At 69.4% G+C, this 14,764-nt stretch carries 17 protein-coding genes and 1 pseudogene; 11 read left to right on the top strand and 7 right to left on the bottom strand.

The genetic code is table 11. The annotated features are described in order from the left end of the window. Window positions 1-25: 25 nt before the first annotated feature. From G3I65_RS59150 to G3I65_RS31390, 5 genes and pseudogenes are all read right to left on the bottom strand, one after another. Window positions 26-526, bottom strand: a pseudogene (locus tag G3I65_RS59150) (site-specific integrase); the annotation flags it as partial. A 925-nt stretch (window positions 527-1,451) separates the two neighbouring features. Continuing rightward, entirely contained in the window at window positions 1,452-1,667 is a 216-nt protein-coding gene (locus tag G3I65_RS31405) for a helix-turn-helix domain-containing protein (protein WP_160699314.1), read from the bottom strand. Then, window positions 1,667-2,458 carry a site-specific DNA-methyltransferase gene (locus G3I65_RS31400; protein WP_160699326.1) on the bottom strand — a complete coding sequence of 264 codons (792 nt, stop codon included), beginning with the start codon at window positions 2,456-2,458 and terminating at the stop codon, window positions 1,667-1,669. The genes G3I65_RS31405 and G3I65_RS31400 overlap by 1 nt, the downstream gene beginning before the upstream one ends. Beyond that, window positions 2,458-3,015 (bottom strand): hypothetical protein, encoded by a 558-nt coding sequence (locus tag G3I65_RS31395; protein ID WP_160699313.1) that lies wholly within the window; start codon window positions 3,013-3,015, stop codon window positions 2,458-2,460. The genes G3I65_RS31400 and G3I65_RS31395 overlap by 1 nt, the downstream gene beginning before the upstream one ends. Before the next feature lie 67 nt (window positions 3,016-3,082). Continuing rightward, on the bottom strand, window positions 3,083-3,298 hold the full coding sequence (locus G3I65_RS31390; protein WP_160699312.1) for a hypothetical protein: 216 nt from the start codon (window positions 3,296-3,298) through the stop codon (window positions 3,083-3,085). A gap of 1,090 nt (window positions 3,299-4,388) precedes the next feature. Between G3I65_RS31390 and G3I65_RS59145 the strand changes: the two genes are divergently transcribed. Then, window positions 4,389-4,841: a sigma factor-like helix-turn-helix DNA-binding protein gene (locus G3I65_RS59145; protein ID WP_160699311.1), complete on the top strand. Its 453-nt coding sequence runs from the start codon at window positions 4,389-4,391 to the stop codon at window positions 4,839-4,841. A gap of 205 nt (window positions 4,842-5,046) precedes the next feature. Further along, window positions 5,047-5,592, top strand: coding sequence for a hypothetical protein (locus G3I65_RS31380; RefSeq protein ID WP_160699310.1), 546 nt, complete (start codon window positions 5,047-5,049; stop codon window positions 5,590-5,592). Between the two features lie 178 nt (window positions 5,593-5,770). Here G3I65_RS31380 and G3I65_RS31375 read toward each other — a convergent pair whose 3' ends face one another. Beyond that, on the bottom strand, window positions 5,771-7,060 hold the full coding sequence (locus G3I65_RS31375; protein ID WP_239071572.1) for an MFS transporter: 1,290 nt from the start codon (window positions 7,058-7,060) through the stop codon (window positions 5,771-5,773). A 54-nt stretch (window positions 7,061-7,114) separates the two neighbouring features. Then, window positions 7,115-7,573, bottom strand: a complete 459-nt coding sequence (locus tag G3I65_RS31370; protein ID WP_203612562.1) for an Rrf2 family transcriptional regulator — start codon at window positions 7,571-7,573, stop codon at window positions 7,115-7,117. A 51-nt stretch (window positions 7,574-7,624) separates the two neighbouring features. On the opposite strand from G3I65_RS31370, the gene G3I65_RS31365 reads away from it, so the two are divergent. The 9 genes from G3I65_RS31365 (at window position 7,625) to G3I65_RS31325 (ending at window position 14,723) form a co-directional block, all read left to right on the top strand. Continuing rightward, window positions 7,625-8,524, top strand: a complete 900-nt coding sequence (locus G3I65_RS31365) for a LysR family transcriptional regulator (protein WP_160699308.1) — start codon at window positions 7,625-7,627, stop codon at window positions 8,522-8,524. Between the two features lie 5 nt (window positions 8,525-8,529). Continuing rightward, a complete protein-coding gene (locus G3I65_RS31360; RefSeq protein ID WP_239071573.1) occupies window positions 8,530-9,150 on the top strand; it encodes a LysE family translocator in 621 nt (206 codons plus the stop codon). Between the two features lie 28 nt (window positions 9,151-9,178). Continuing rightward, complete coding sequence (locus G3I65_RS31355) at window positions 9,179-9,817, top strand: GNAT family N-acetyltransferase (protein ID WP_160699306.1); 639 nt, start codon at window positions 9,179-9,181, stop codon at window positions 9,815-9,817. 34 nt (window positions 9,818-9,851) lie between these two features. After that, window positions 9,852-11,042: a glycosyltransferase gene (locus G3I65_RS31350; RefSeq protein WP_160699305.1), complete on the top strand. Its 1,191-nt coding sequence runs from the start codon at window positions 9,852-9,854 to the stop codon at window positions 11,040-11,042. Between the two features lie 21 nt (window positions 11,043-11,063). Next, complete coding sequence (locus tag G3I65_RS31345) at window positions 11,064-11,852, top strand: bifunctional 2-polyprenyl-6-hydroxyphenol methylase/3-demethylubiquinol 3-O-methyltransferase UbiG (RefSeq protein WP_160699304.1); 789 nt, start codon at window positions 11,064-11,066, stop codon at window positions 11,850-11,852. A gap of 58 nt (window positions 11,853-11,910) precedes the next feature. After that, window positions 11,911-12,621 carry an aspartate/glutamate racemase family protein gene (locus G3I65_RS31340; RefSeq protein ID WP_160699303.1) on the top strand — a complete coding sequence of 237 codons (711 nt, stop codon included), beginning with the start codon at window positions 11,911-11,913 and terminating at the stop codon, window positions 12,619-12,621. Window positions 12,622-12,938: 317 nt separating this feature from the next. Continuing rightward, a complete protein-coding gene (locus tag G3I65_RS31335; RefSeq protein ID WP_160699302.1) occupies window positions 12,939-13,898 on the top strand; it encodes a helix-turn-helix transcriptional regulator in 960 nt (319 codons plus the stop codon). A gap of 391 nt (window positions 13,899-14,289) precedes the next feature. Continuing rightward, a complete protein-coding gene (locus tag G3I65_RS31330) occupies window positions 14,290-14,505 on the top strand; it encodes a hypothetical protein (protein WP_160699301.1) in 216 nt (71 codons plus the stop codon). A gap of 8 nt (window positions 14,506-14,513) precedes the next feature. Next, a complete protein-coding gene (locus tag G3I65_RS31325) occupies window positions 14,514-14,723 on the top strand; it encodes a hypothetical protein (RefSeq protein ID WP_160699300.1) in 210 nt (69 codons plus the stop codon). The last annotated feature ends 41 nt before the right edge of the window (window positions 14,724-14,764 follow it).

The raw sequence follows: 14,764 nt of genomic DNA, 5'->3' as shown, positions 1-14,764 counted from the left end.
TGATCGAGGAGTGCCGGAGCATGTGCTGGATCACCTTCATGTCCACCCCGGCACTCAGGGCCAGGGTCGCGGCGCCGTGACGAAGGCCGTGCAGCGTGATCGGGGGCAGATCGGCCAGCTTGATCAGCCGCGCGAACTCGTCAGCCACGTCGGCGGGGTGCAGCGGGCTGCCGTCCGGCTCGGTGAAGAGCAAGTCGGTATCCACCCAATCCGCGCCGAGGCGAGCCTTGGCTTCGTCTTGACGGGCGATGTGCGCGACGAGGACCAGGACGGTGTCCGGGTCGAGCGCAACGATCCCCTCCGACGACGGGGTCTTCGGCTTGCTCTGACCGGTCTCCCAGCCGTACTGCACGATCTGGTTGGCCACCTCGATGCACGCGGCGTCCAGGTAGGTGTCGGAGCGGCGTTGCCCACAGCCCTCGCCGCGGCGGAGGCCGGTGTAGGCGATGAGGTGGTAGAGCGCGTAGAGCGGGTGGTTGACGATGAAGTCCAGGAACTGACCGGTCTGTTCGGCCGTCCACACCATCACCGGGAAGGGGACCTCGCCGGTGCGCCGCCACTTCGCGACCCGTTCCGGGGTCCACAGCTTCGGCTTCGGCCGCACCGCCGGCGGCAGCTCGACCAGCTTCGCCACGTTGTGCGTCAGCAGCCCTTGGTCGACGTACGGCCTCAGGACCGCGCGCAAGGTCTCCTTGATCCGGTGCAGTGATGTCGGTCCGACCGGGCGCTGCCACTTCACCGCCGCGATCTTCCGCGGGTCGCCGCTCGCCCGGTACTCGGCGATCAACTCGTTGCGCTCCACGATCGCCTCGAACATCGCGTCCAGATGACCGACCCGCAGCCGGTCGCGCCGGATCTTGCCCAGATGCGGACGCAGGTAGAGGCGGACATGCGACTCGTACGAGCGGTACATGTTCCGGCTGACGTTGCGCTTCTTCAACGCCAGGAAGGCATCGAAGACCTCGTCCATGATCGGATGCTCCAGCACCTGCGCTCCCGCGCGAACGAGACGGCGCACATGCTCGGTCTCGGGCAGCGGCTGCTTCTGCGAGATCAGTCCCGCGAGCAAGTCTCCGATCTTGCCCAGAGTCTCGTCGTCGCCTTCTTCGGCGATCCCGAGCAGGTCTCGCACCCGCCGCAGCCCCTTCTCCGCCTCGGCCGCGCTTTCATAGCCACCGCGGCGGCGTGGCCGGCGGTTGCCCTGCGCGTCCTTCGGCAGCTCGATCCGGAAGTACCACTGACCGTGCCGCTTATTCGCCAGCTTCGGACAGGCGTCGCCGAGCGACTTCCTGCTCGCGTCCCGACACGAACACCGCCGGTACACCGACCCATCAGCCACCGAGAACCCGCTCCCCTCGTTCGTCAAGCACCCACCAGGGGCTTTCTCCACGCCCGATGCTCGCGCTGCGACCACCACTCGGGGAAGCCCGAGCCCGGGAAAGATCACCGGATCAGGTGGCCAGCCCCAGCACCCGCAACAACCCCGCCGTCGGCACCCGATACGCCCCACCCACCCGCAGCACTGGGCAAGGAAAGGAGCCACCGCGGGCAAGCGCATACGCCGTGGTCCGCTTGATGCGCAACGCCCGGGCAGCCGTCATCAGGTCCACCACGGCCGGCAACGCCGCCACCTCCGACAGCGTCATCGGCTCCCACGCCTCGATCATCACGACAACCCCAACCGCCGCAACGCCAACGCGTGACTGTCCGGGTTGATGTCGATTCCGATGTACCGGCACCGGTGCTCACGCGCCGCGAGACCGGTCGTCCCGCTGCCCGAGAACGGATCGAGAACCGTCCCACCCGGACGACACCCCAGCCGGACACACCGCCGCGCGATCTCCAACGTCCCCACCGCCGGATGACCGACCCGCCCGCGATCTGCCGAGACCGTCCACACCGCGGTCTCGGCACCAGTCTCGCCACGGTCTCGTGCCAGTTCGAAGATGGTCTCGTACCGATGCGCGAACCGGTCCCGCATACTCTCCGGCCGTGCGTTCGGCTTGTGCCAGATGATCTCGCGGTGCACCAGCCACCCTCGCTCCATCAACGCGAACGCGACCCGCCACGGCACACCCACAAGATCCTTCGCCCGGAACGCCGACTGCGGCGGCCGTCGACTTCCGTACGAACTCCGCAGACGCACCGGCGCGGTGCGGGCCGTGGAGCCCTTAGCGACGTAATTGCCCCACGAACCGCCGTAACTGTCCCCCAGGTTGAGCCACACCGTGCCCCGCGGCGACAGTATCTGAGCAAGCCCATCGAAAAGGCCGGCAAGGCGAGCCACGTAGTCCTCGACGCGCGGTTCAATACCCAGTTGGCTCCGGACCCCGTAGTCCCGAAGCCCCCAGTACGGCGGCGACGTCACAACACAATCCACGGAGCCCAACGGCAACTGCTTCACCGCCTCCGCGCCATCCGCCGAATACAACGTCACCTGGCCGTCGTCGTAGAACATCACGCCGCGACCTCCGACGACGAAGGCCGCGAAACAACACGACGACCTAGCCGGCGAACGGCGCCGTCAATGTCATGCGCGCCGAACAGATTCAAGACATCACCGCCGGCCGGACATCCAGCCAGCACACAACGCTCGACAAGACCACGTGAACCCGGCAGCACCACGTCACCGGGACGAACGCCAGACTCTCGCAAGGGTTCAAGTTCGAAGAAGTAACGCGGCTGCCGAACACACAGGAACACCAGCCCGACCGACCTGCGCTCTGCGACCACCGCGTTGCGGAGCAACCACCCTTCCCGCTGAACAGCGAACGCGACACGCCAGGGAAGCCCGGTCAGCGATCCGCTGTCGCACCTGTCGCTCGCGATGAGCCAGGCGGTACCGGCTGGCCGGAGCACCCCGTGCAGCGCCCTCCAAACCGCCGATATCCCGGTGACGACGGCCTCCGTCTGCAACTGCTCCAGATCGGGTTCGGCGATCGCGCAGTCCACACTGGCCCTGGGCAATTTTCCCAAGGTCTCGATCGCAGCGGTGAATACACTGTCCAGTTGCAACGTCGCCTCCGCGTCTCGATGTCCACGAGACACGGAAAATTCGACAGAATTTGATTCTTCGGTGGCGTCATCCCTTGGCAAGCAACTGGCCGATGCTCCGAACCGGAGCCGGTCCGGCTGGCGCTCTGCCGATGACTTTCCCAGTGCCGATCAGCGTGATCCGGATCTGTACAGCCCACAGGGCCACGGCGAGGTCCCAGGACATGGCGAGCAGGACCGCTTCGACTTCATGGGCCTCGCCGTCGAGGGTGAGCACGCCTGCTCGGCGGAGATCGATCACCATGAGGTCGCGGTTGGCGGTGTGCCCCAGCGAGACGAGCGCCGGATACGGCGGCTCACCGTGCTCGCTCTTGAGGTTCGCCGTGGGATCCAGCTGTCATTCGGCGAGGTCGGTATTGATGAACGGTCCCGGCGACGAGCGCCTGCGTCAGCGAGACGTTGGTGGTGAACAAGCTCAACCCGACCATCGCGACCACCCTGTCGGCGGGCACCGTGAACATCGGCGCCACCGTGCACGCGTCGGCCACGCTGAGCGGGGCGACCGGCAACGCGGGCGGCACGGCGACTTACACCGTGTACTCCGACAACACCTGCAGCACCCAGGACGCGGCCGCGGGCACCAAGACCGTCACCAACGGAGGCGTGCCGGACTCCGACCCGGTGACGTTCTCCGCGGCGGGAACGTTCTACTGGCAGGTGGTCTACAGCGGCGACGCCAACAACAAACGACAGTTCCACGCTGTCCGGGGCGACGGCCACCGCCGGCGGCACGATGACGTTCACCCTGTACAGCCCGGCCGACGCGACGTGCTCCGGCACACCCGCCTACAGCCAGACCGTCGGAGTCAACGGCAACGGCACCTACGCCACGAAACAGCACCGTCTTCGCCACCAGCGAAAGCACCTGGCGCTGGCAGGTGCACTACAGCGGCGACGCGAACAACGAGGCCTCGACCTCCGCCTGCGGCGTCGAACAATTCACCATCAAGAACAGCTAGCGATACCCGACCGAGGGGCCCGCTCACCGTGCGCGGGCCCCTCAACCATGCATCACGGCGTTTCGCCGCAGCGGTGACAGGTGAATGGGGCCGGAAGCCTCCCGCGGGGCCGGGAAGCAGGGCGAAACGCCTCTGGCTGGACAGCTCCGCGGAGAGCGATGCTGTCGAGGACACCGACAACCCAGCGGATCGCGCCCGCACCCGGGGTTCCGCTTCGGCGCCAGGTGAACCATGATGTCGCGGGTCCGTCGTCGGGCTTTGGCACCGGTGGTGAATGCGCAGGTGTAGAACCGCCGCGATGACGAGCGCCCGGGGGCGATAGCCCATCGGCCGCGCTGGAAGCCCTCGCGGGACGGTGACGACGACGCGTTTCGCGTGCTGTACCGGGCCGTCCAACCTTCCGCGGCGATCTGGACGGCTTCCACGGCTGCGTGGCGATCATCGGCAGGCCCAGGCCATCGATCACCTCCGGCACCAGCCCGGACGCCCGATCGCGGCGGAGCGGGCCGAGGTGCTCACCAACGTGCCCGGGCGCAGGACACCGCCGGGGCGGCCGTCGACGCGATCGGCACCGACGCGGCACTCGCCCTCATCGCGAAACTCCCTCGTGACCAGGCCGAAGCGATCATGTTGCGGGCTGTCACGGGCCTGGACGCGCCCGCTGCGGCCAAGGTGCTGAGCAAGCGCCCGGGTGCCGTGCGCACCGCAGCCTGCCGGGGCCTGCGCACCCTGGCCGAACAGCTGCCGCTTCCTCAACCGGGGCGAAGCCGCAGGTCAGAGGCTGGCGTGACAGATTTGAGGGCGTCGACGCTGAAGGAGGTGAGATGAGCACAGACCGTTCTCGACGACTCGACCGGCGGACCACTGAGGTAATCCTCGACGGCGCGCCGGCCGGGCGCGACCACGCGCTGAACGCTTTGCTCGCCGCCGCGGCCGGGGCGGCGAGTGAAGCTGAACTGCGGGGGAAGATGCCGCGATCACGGCGTTCCGGGCCGCTCGCCTCACCTCAGCCCCTCGACCCAGGAGACGTTTGATGATCAAGACGATGCTGGCGAAACTGCTCACGGCCAAGCTCGCGGTGGCGGCCGCCGCAGCCGCGGCCGTAACCGTCGGGGGTGTCGCCGCGGTCGCGGCGACCGGCAACTTCCCCGGTTCAACCGATGAGCACGCCACGAGTACGCCGGCGACGGCCACCGCTTCGGGCAAGCCGAGCGTCTCGACCACGGAAGCGGCCGAGGCCTCGCACGGCGAAGGCAAGAGCACCGGCGCCGAGCCCAGTGGGTCCCCATCCCCCTCACTGGTCGGCCTGTGCCACGCCTACACCGCCGGAGACAAGGCAGAACACGGAAAAGCCTTGGAGAACCCGGCGTTCACCGTGCTGATCACCACCGCGGGCGGCAAGGACAACGTCGACGTCTACTGCACGAAGGTCCTCGCCGACGCCGATGACGCCTCGACGAGCGCCGAGCCGGCCACGCCGTCGGCCGCGAACGACCACACCACGCAGCCCCATCCGACCGAGGGACAGGGCGACGCCCACAAGAACGAGCCCACTGTCACCAAGCCCACCCACCCGTGACACGCCGAATTCCTGTCCCTGGTCCGGGGGCAGGAATTCGGTGGGTGCGCGCGCCTGTCGGGGCACGCCGCACCATCGTGAGTGGAGAGTGCTGCGGGGACCCACACTCTCCACTCACGGCCCCGAACGGTGACCCGTCTTCCGCCCGGATGGTCACCGTTCGAGAAGCGGGTGGCGGTCACCTGCACTCCGCCACCTGGAGGCCGCCACCCGCACTCGGAGTCAGTCCGCGCGAAGCTCGGCACATACATTCTCGTTGCTCAGCCTCGCAGAAATGACGCGGTGCAGGCGCGGCCGGAAACGCATGACGTCCACACTGGAATTGCGCTGGCGCGTAAATGGCGACCCCTTCAAACCGTCGCGGCCGGTGGTGAAGACCACGTCGCCGCCGTCCACGATGAAGCAGACTGACACCACAATCGAGGGGCCAGTGGTTGAGGCGGTTGCGAATTTTCCGATGCGCGTGCCCGCCGCGACGGCCGGCCGCCGCTGCGATCGCGGCGAGTTGCACGCGGCCGCGGGCAGGTTGGTGGGTGCCGTCGAAATGCAGCACTGCGGATACGCGCCGGCGATCTTTCGTCCAACCGACCACGGGCGGGCGGGCGGCGATCGCGGCGAAAGCCGCCGCCATGAGCGCGTAGGCGACGGTCAACGTGCGGCGCGGCCCGATGCGGTCGGTGAGGACCCCGGTGCAGACCGAACCGGCGACCGCTCCGACGCCGTACGCCATGAGCAGGACCGCGAGCCAGCCGCCGCTGTGTTCGGGGAGCAGCCGTGCCGCGTAGGCGTAGGGCACGTACGCCGCCGCCATGCCGACGATGGTGAGACCGAGGACGGCGAGGACTCGGGGACGCGCGAGTGGCGCGAGGCGGTCGCGGACCGTCTGGGCGCCGCCGGGTCCGGGATCCGGCGCCGTCAGGCGGATCGTGACGGCGGCGACCCAGGCAAGCACCCCGACGACGAGCAGCGCACCGCGCCAGCTCACGATGTCCGCCACCACGCTGCCCAGTGGCACGCCGATCGCGGTCGCCAGCGTCAGGCCCGAGACGACCAGTGCGAGGGCCCGTCCACGGTGCCGTTCTCCTGCGACCCGCGCCGAAAGCACACCCGCGACCGGGGTCACCAACGACGCCGCGAGCGCGGCGATCACCCGCCCGGTCAGGAACATCCCGAACCCGGCGCTGATCGCGCACAGCACGTTCGCCAGCCCCAGCACCGTCAGCGCGGCGGCGATCACCCGGCGCGGCGACCGCGTGCTCGTGGCCGCCGCGAGGACGGGCGCCCCGACGACGTACGCCAGCGCGAACACCGTCACCGACCAGCCCGCCGCCGAGACCGGGACCGCCATGTCGCGAGCCAGGGCAGGCAGGAACCCGGCCACCACCCAGGCGTCCGTGCCCACCGCCACGGTCCCTGCGAGCAGGGGTAGCAGCCGGAGCCGGCGACCACGCTCATTATCGATACTCAATATCCACAATCCTTCGACGAAGGCGCCCGCGTCAACCTGGGGCGCACGGACAGGTCAGCTGAAGGCGGCGATCGTCCGGTCGCGGGCGCGCGAGCCGGCCTCGCCCGCGACGTCGGCGATGCTCTGACCGGCGAGAGCGGTGCGGTACGACAGCTCCGCGCGCCCCATGGCTCGCGAAACCGCGCACTGCCCGGGACGATGACCCAGTTCGCCGGAGCGTCCGGACAGGCGGATCTCCTCGCACTGGAACGCCGGTTCCCGGCCCTCGACGGCCGCGACCACGTCCATCAGCGAGATCCGCTCCCCGGGCCGGCGCAGCACGAAGCCGCCGGACTGCCCCCTGGTCGCCTCGGCGAGTCCGTCCGAAACCAGCGCCCGCAACGTCTTCTGCAGGTAGGCGGGTGGCAGGCCGAAAAACGACGCGAGCTGAGCCGAGGTCACCGGCCGGCCTGCCAGCCAGTGCATGATCACGCAGCAGTGCAACGCCGCCTCGACACCTTTGCCCATCTTCATAGTGGATATAGTATGTCCACTAACCCGGGTCGTCGAAGTGAGGCCGGTGACATGGATCCGAAGAGGCTCTTGATCTTCCGTGCGATCGCCCGCGCGGGGTCGATCAGCGCGGCCGCTCGCGAGTTCGGGTGGACCCAGCCCGCCCTGAGCCAGCACCTCGGCGCCCTCGAACGAGAGGCGGGAACGCCGCTCGTGCTGCGCGGCCCCCACGGCGTCACGCTGACCGAGGCCGGCCACATCCTCCTGCGCCGCGCCGACGCCGTCGCGGGGCAGCTGGACCTGGCCGCGGAGGAGCTCGCCGCGGTGGCGCGGTTGCGCCGAGGGCGGGTCCGGCTCGCGGCCTACCCCTCCGCACTGGCGACGATCGTCCCGCGCGCGGCCGCGTCACTGCGCAACCGCCTTCCCGAAGCGGACATCACGCTCGTCGAAGCGGAGCCTCCCGAAGCCCTCGCGCTTCTCGGGCGCGGCGACGTCGATCTCGCGCTCGTCTTCGGCTACGAGCAGGGTTCCGACCACATCGGACGCGCCTGCCGACGGCTCGGAGAGGAACCCGTGCGGCTCGTCACCGCTGCCGGCGGCCACCCGGCGAACGGCCCCCTCACCTTGGCGGATCTGCGGGACGAGGAGTGGGTCGTGGGCTGCGACCGGTGCCGTGATCACCTGCTGGACCTCTGCCGGAACGCCGGGTTCGAACCGATCGAGCGGCATTCCACCGACGACTACGTCGTCCGCCAGAACCTGGTCGCCGCGGGGTTCGGCGTCACGCTCCTCCCCCAGGCCGCGCTCGACGCCTACCGGCATCCTGACGTGGTCGTGCGCGGCGATCCCCGGCTCGGCCGGCGAGAACTCCATGTGGTGTACCACGACGGCGCCGAGCAGGTGCCGGCCACCGCCGCGCTGCTCCACGAGCTGGGGACCGCGTGGCGAACACAAGCCGAGCGGAACCGGTGAGCGCGATGCTCGCGCACCTGATCGGCTTCGTCGCGGTCGCGGCCCTGGTCATCGTCACGCCCGGCCCCGACACCGCGCTGACGATCCGGAACACCTTGGCCGGCGGGCAACGCGCGGGGACGCTCACCGGGGTCGGCGTCGCGCTCGGGCAACTGGTGTGGACGGCGGGCACCAGCCTCGGCGTCCTCGGCGCCTTGCTCGCCTCCGAGCGTGCGTTCACACTGCTCAAGCTCGTAGGTGCGGGGTATCTCGCCTACCTCGGCCTCCACTCGATCCGGGCGGCTTTCCGGCCCGGCACCCCGGCCGGGAGTGTCGCCGTGGCGCCGGTCCCGGCCTCGAGGGCGGTGCGCCAGGGTCTGGTGAACGACCTCGCCAACCCCAAGATGGCGGCCTTCTTCGCCAGCCTGCTCCCGCAGTTCGTCAGCGGCGACGCCCGTGCGGGAATCCAGATGCTGGCACTCGGGTCGGTGTTCAGCCTCATGACCTTCGCCTGGCTGGCGTGCTACGCCTTCGCGCTCGGACGCTTCCGCGACGTTCTCCGCCGCGGCCGCGTGCGCCGGGTTCTGGACGCTGTCGCGGGCGGCGTCCTCGTCGCGTTCGGGATCCGGCTCGCGACCGCCCCCTAAGACCATCCCACCGAGGAGGATCCCTTTCATGGCCGTCTCATCGACTCCTGCTCCGGCCGACGTCGCTCTCCACGCTCCTGTCCTCGAAGGTGGCCGGGTCCGGCTTGAACCGCTCGGCTTCGCCCATGCCGCCGATCTGGCCGTCGCCTGCGAGGAGGACCGCACGTCGTATGCGTTCACCTGGGTGCCGGCGGCCCACGAGGTCGAGGACTACCTGCGAGCCCAGCTCGACCGCGCCGCCACCGGCCGGCTCGCGCCCTACGCCGTCATCGACCGGCGCACCGACCGCGCGGTCGGCGCCACCGCGTACTGGGACCCGAGGCCGTGGCCCGACGGCACCGGCCTCGCGGCGGTCGAGATCGGGTTCACCTGGCTGGCGGCCTCCGCCCAGGGCAGCGGCATCAACGCCCGGGCCAAGCTGCTGCTCATCGACCACGCGTTCACCGGCTTCGGGGTGGCCCGCGTCGACCTGAAGACCGACGCCCGCAATCAGCGCTCCCGCGCCGCCATCGAGAGCATCGGCGGAACGTTCGAAGGTGTTCTGCGGCGCTGGTCCCAGTCGTGGGCGCCCGGCGAGCACGGGAAACTGCGCGACTCGGCGATCTTCTCCATCCTCGCGGAGGAATGGCCCCGCCACCGCGCCCGGCTGATCGTCCGGGGCATTTGACCTCATGTCGACCTTAAGAGGCAGCATCGCCGGCATGTCAACGAAATCCGCACCCATCGACCGCCCCGCGACGTCCGCCGCGCCACTGCGGATCGCGCACGTGATCCGTGACGGAGGCGGGACCGGACCGGTCGAGCTCACGGTCGCCACGAAGCTTCGCGACCGCGGGCACCGCGTCACCGTGTTCGGCCCTCCCGAGGTCCACGACCACGCCACCGCTGCCGGGTTCGATCTTCGGATCCTGCCGTGGAGCCCGGGGACGGTGCGGGCACCGGAGGACCTCATGCCACGCATGATCGCCGCCGCCGTGCCCTGGGCCCGCTCCCTCGCCCCGGTCCTGCGCACCGGGTTCGACCTTCTGGTCTCGGACTGCACCGCCTTCGGCGCGCTGATGGGCGCCCGGCTCGGCGGTACCACGAGCGCGGCGATGATGCCGACCGTCTACATCGCCGGCCCCCGCCCCGAGACAGCCGCGACGGCGTCCGGCCTCCGCGGCACGTGGGCCGCCGCGCTCACGGGGATCAACAGGGCCAGAACCCACCTGGGGCTGGACCCGGTCGGCTCCGTCACCGAGCAGCTCCTCGACGTCGGGAAGCTGCTCGTGCTCACCAGCCGGGCCTTCGAGCTCCCCGAGGTGGCCCCACCCGCCATCGCCCGCTACGTCGGCGCCCAGCTGCCCAGGACCACCGGTGCGCCGGCGTTCGTGCCGCCGGCCGGCTCCGAGCCCTTCGTCCTGGTCAGCCTCAGCACGAGCGACCAGGGCCAGGCCGGTGTGCTCGATCGGCTTCTGCGGGCTCTCGAGACCCTGCCCGTACGTGCCCTGGTCACCGTGGGCCCTGCCGTCGACCCCGCCCGCTTCGACACCCCCGCCCGGATCCGGGTGCAACAGTTCGTTCCCCACGACCAGGTGCTCCCGCACGCCGACCTCGTCATCACCCACGCCGGCCACGGAACGGTGCTGGCCGCCCTCGGCGCCGGCGTCCCCCTCGTCTGCGTCCCCATGGGCCGTGACCAGCCCGCGGTCGCCGCCCGCGTCACCCACCACGGGCTCGGCACGGCCATCGAGCCCACGGCCACGACCGCGGCCATGGCGACCGCGATCCGGCACGTTCTCGACGACCCCTCGTACTCGACCGCCGCACAGCGTTTCGCGAAGACCGTCGAGCCCGCCGGCCTCGTCGTCGACGAGATCGAAGCCATGGCCCCGTCCACCACGACCCGCTGACCGAACAGAAGGACCGATCCCATGCCGGCAGAGGTGGCCACCCACTACGACAAGCTCCTGGGGCCGCACTACACCTGGATGCTCGGCGGCGGCTTCGACGACCTCGTCGCCGAGCAGCAGACCCTGCTCGCCGCACACGGTGCCGGGGCGGGCGCCGACCGCGGCGCCCGTGCCCTGGACCTGGGCTGCGGTTCAGGGATCCAGACGATCGCACTCGCCCGTCTCGGCTACGGCAGCGTCGTCGGCATCGACATCAGCGAAACCCTCATCGGCGAGCTCGAGCAGCGAGCCGCCGGCCACCCCGCTATCAGCGCGGTCACGGCCGACTTCTCCGCCGGGCTGCCCACCCTTGTGGCGGACCAGTCGTTCACCACGGCCGTCTGCATGGGCGACACCCTCCCCCACCTGCCCGACCGGACCGCGGTCCGGCGCGTCGTCGAGCAGACGTTCACCGCCCTCGCCCCCGGCGGTCTGCTCGTCCTGTCCTTCCGCGATCTCAGCGCGGTCCTGACCGGCCTGGACCGCTTCATCCCCGTACGCGCCGACGACGATCGGATCATGACGTGCTTTCTCGAGGACGAGGGTGAGACCGTCCGGGTTCACGACCTGATCCACACGCGGAACGCCGACGGGTCCTGGCACCTCCGCACGGGCACCTACCGCAAGCTCCGCCTGTCGCCAGGCCACGTCACCGAGATGCTCCGGAGCACCGGGTTCACCACCGTCGAGTGCTCGGCAGGCCCCCGCGGGATGAGCGTGATCACGGCCCGCCGGCCGGCGACCTCCCGCCCCCTCCAAGCCAGGCTTTGAGCAGCCCCAAGAAGATGACGGATTCCCGGGAAGGCGGGAAGCGCCGAGGATCGAGCGCATGAAGACGATCGGACTCATCGGCGGGCTGAGCTGGTACTCGACCTCGGAGTACTACCGCGTGATCAACGAGGAGGTGCAACGACGACTGGGCGGCCACGCTTCCGCGAAGATCGCACTCCAGTCGTTGAACTTCGCGGAGATCCGTCGCTGCCAGCAACAGGAGGACTGGGCGGCCGCGGGCGCACTGCTCGCCGAAGCCGGCAAACGGTGCGAGAGCGCCGGCGCGGACCTCGTGCTGATCTGCGCGAACCTGATGCACAAGTGCGCTCCCGCCGCGGCGGCCGCCGTCGAGGTGCCGCTGCTGCACATCACCGACGCCATCGCGCGACGAGCCCGCCGGGACGGGCACGTCCGCGTCGGCCTGCTGGGCGCGCGATGGGTCATGGAGGAGGACTTCTACCGCGGCCGTCTGGAGGAGGCCGGGCTCGACGTCGTCGTGCCGGACCCCGATGGACGGGCGCTGGTCGACCGGATCATCTTCGAGGAGCTCACCCGGGGCATCATCGACGAAGCGTCGCGCGCCGCCTACGCCGACATCATCACCGGGCTGGTGGCGCGTGGCGCCGAGGCCGTGGTCCTCGGCTGCACCGAGATCGAGCTCCTCATCGACCCTGACGACTCCCCCGTCCCGATCCTCGACTCCATGCGGCTGCACGCCGAAGCGGCCGTGGACATCGCACTGGCGGCCGGCTCCGAGGCAGCTGCTTGACACCCGGCGCGGATGGCACGACGTTCGACTGAATCGCGACAACCGGAGCGCTGCCACGACGTGGCCGCGGGAACGCTATACCTGGCGTTTATGTCCGCTGTGCCGGGTTCTGGTCCGGCTGGCCGGGCGGGTCGGCCTGCCGAGGGGGTGCAGGCCGACCCACAGGTGGACGCTACACGGGGACGCTGCAGCCCCGCCGTGATTTGGTGGTGTTGCGGCCGCACGAACCAACATGCGCATCTCCGCAATTTCATATCATGGTCAACAGTATCCGCACTACCAGGTCTACCCTCGCCGCGGAGAGGAGCACGCTAACTATGCTGAAGATTCACTTCACAGCAGCGGACTTGGAGAAGGTGATCATCGCCGCAGACGCCGATCCGATGTGGGAGCTGCTCATGAGCAGCTACCGGATCCGGCGGCCGGAGGGTGAAGTGCTCTTCGGCCAGTGGCGACGGGGGTCTCGCTCCGCAGTCACCGAGTCCGGTCGTCTGCTCATGTCAGCCGCGCCGGCGTACGGTTACTGCCCGGACTTTCTCACCCCGGCCGGAGCCAGCACCATCAGCGAGGGAGTTGCGACCGTGCTCGAAACCCCAGAGCGAGTACTGGCCGCCGACGTCGCCGAGTTGGCCGCGCAGGGAACTCGGGTTCCGCCTTGGCTGCGCCGAGTGGCTGACGGCGAGCCGCACGACCTCCGCCGGCTCGGCACTGCCCTACATGACTACTACCGCCAATGCGTGGGACCGAGCTGGACGAAGGTCCGACAGGTGGTTGCCAACGATCGCCTACGGCTGCGGTCGAACTTTGACCGCGGCGGACCCCAACTGCTGCTGTCGACGCTGCATCCGGACGCCACGTGGACCCCACCTGTACTGCAGGTACGCTTTCCACTCGACCAGGACCTGCATCTCAACGGCCGCGGCCTACAGGTGGTCCCCACCTTCTTCGGACATGGCATGCCGACCACCTACAAGGACCCGGGCATGCCGCCGGTACTGGTCCACTCGATCATCCATACACGCTTCGACCGCGACGCCGAACCCGGCTCCGCACTGGCGGCACTGCTCGGCCAAACGAGGGCCCGGGTACTCCTGAGAATCGCGATCGCCCGATGCAACACGGGCAAGCTGGCCGAGCTGACCGGCATCTCCCCGGCCACGTGCAGCCAACACACTTCAGTGCTGCGCGCGAGCGGACTGATTACCACCACTCGGGTCGGGAAGCAACAAAACCACGAGATCACCCAGCTCGGGCTGAGCATGATCCGGGCAAGCTGACGCAGTCGTCAAGGTGAACGGGACCCTCGACGATCGCGAATGCGGGCGGTCGGTAGACTAGTGCCCGGTCGCACGGAGAGCGTTCTTGGTCACACTTGAATCGCCCGCCGTGCGGCCCCTGTTCGTTTCAAGGTCACTCTGCGCCAGGGTCCCGCGGATCCGACTTGTCGCCCCTGCTGGCCGAGTGAGCGGCAAGGGCGACTCCCTCTTGGTCAGACTGGTGTGAGACACCCCGCGTGAGTGGGGGTTCCTGACCGAGGGTGGGATCGGAGATCCTTGTGCGCGTGTCCACACCATCTGAGAAGCAGTCCGGGGTTCGTCCGGCGGCGAGCAGCCCGATCCCGCACCGCGTCCGTCGCGGCGGGTGTTCACCGCGGAGTACAAACTCGCCATGGTCGCCGAATACGAGAACGCCCCGAACGGGGAGAAGAGCGCGATCCAGCGCCGGGAAGGCTTGTACCCCTCTCACATCATCGAATGGACACGAGCACGCGACGCAGGACGCCTGGGCGGCGAACCAGCCGAACCTGGGACACCGGCGAAACGGACGAAGAAATCAGCAGAGCAGATCGAGCTGGAAAACTCCGCCGGCAGAACCAGAAACTGACCGCCGACTTGACGAAAACCCGGATGGCGCTCGACATCATGGGAAAAGCACGCGCTCTTGGAAGGACTCTCCGAGAGCACGGACAACGATCAGCCGCCGACGAGGTCCTGACGGCCGCGTTCACCGAACTGCGCGCGGCGGAGGTCTCGGTGACCAGATCGTGCGCGCTGACCGGGATTTCGAGGGCGACGCACTACCGGCACGCCAACCCGAAATGACCAGTGCACGGTCCGTGGCTTGTCGTGTGGGGCTCAGGACA

It is taken from the genome of Amycolatopsis sp. SID8362 (genome assembly GCF_010550475.1).
Lineage (GTDB): Bacteria > Actinomycetota > Actinomycetes > Mycobacteriales > Pseudonocardiaceae > Amycolatopsis > Amycolatopsis eburnea.
The sequence above is the reverse complement of the archived record's forward strand: the minus strand, read 5'-3'. Positions and strand labels throughout refer to the sequence as shown.

Coding starts and splice junctions, on each gene's coding strand:
- G3I65_RS31335 (WP_160699302.1), top strand. CDS start 12,939: ATGCTGAAGATTCACTTCACAGCAGCGGACTTGGAGAAGGTGATCATC.
- G3I65_RS31340 (WP_160699303.1), top strand. CDS start 11,911: ATGAAGACGATCGGACTCATCGGCGGGCTGAGCTGGTACTCGACCTCG.
- G3I65_RS31350 (WP_160699305.1), top strand. CDS start 9,852: ATGTCAACGAAATCCGCACCCATCGACCGCCCCGCGACGTCCGCCGCG.
- G3I65_RS31370 (WP_203612562.1), bottom strand. CDS start 7,573: ATGAAGATGGGCAAAGGTGTCGAGGCGGCGTTGCACTGCTGCGTGATC.
- G3I65_RS31355 (WP_160699306.1), top strand. CDS start 9,179: ATGGCCGTCTCATCGACTCCTGCTCCGGCCGACGTCGCTCTCCACGCT.
- G3I65_RS31390 (WP_160699312.1), bottom strand. CDS start 3,298: ATGGTGATCGATCTCCGCCGAGCAGGCGTGCTCACCCTCGACGGCGAG.
- G3I65_RS31405 (WP_160699314.1), bottom strand. CDS start 1,667: ATGATCGAGGCGTGGGAGCCGATGACGCTGTCGGAGGTGGCGGCGTTG.
- G3I65_RS31330 (WP_160699301.1), top strand. CDS start 14,290: ATGGTCGCCGAATACGAGAACGCCCCGAACGGGGAGAAGAGCGCGATC.
- G3I65_RS31360 (WP_239071573.1), top strand. CDS start 8,530: ATGCTCGCGCACCTGATCGGCTTCGTCGCGGTCGCGGCCCTGGTCATC.
- G3I65_RS31380 (WP_160699310.1), top strand. CDS start 5,047: ATGATCAAGACGATGCTGGCGAAACTGCTCACGGCCAAGCTCGCGGTG.
- G3I65_RS31365 (WP_160699308.1), top strand. CDS start 7,625: ATGGATCCGAAGAGGCTCTTGATCTTCCGTGCGATCGCCCGCGCGGGG.
- G3I65_RS31400 (WP_160699326.1), bottom strand. CDS start 2,458: ATGTTCTACGACGACGGCCAGGTGACGTTGTATTCGGCGGATGGCGCG.
- G3I65_RS31345 (WP_160699304.1), top strand. CDS start 11,064: ATGCCGGCAGAGGTGGCCACCCACTACGACAAGCTCCTGGGGCCGCAC.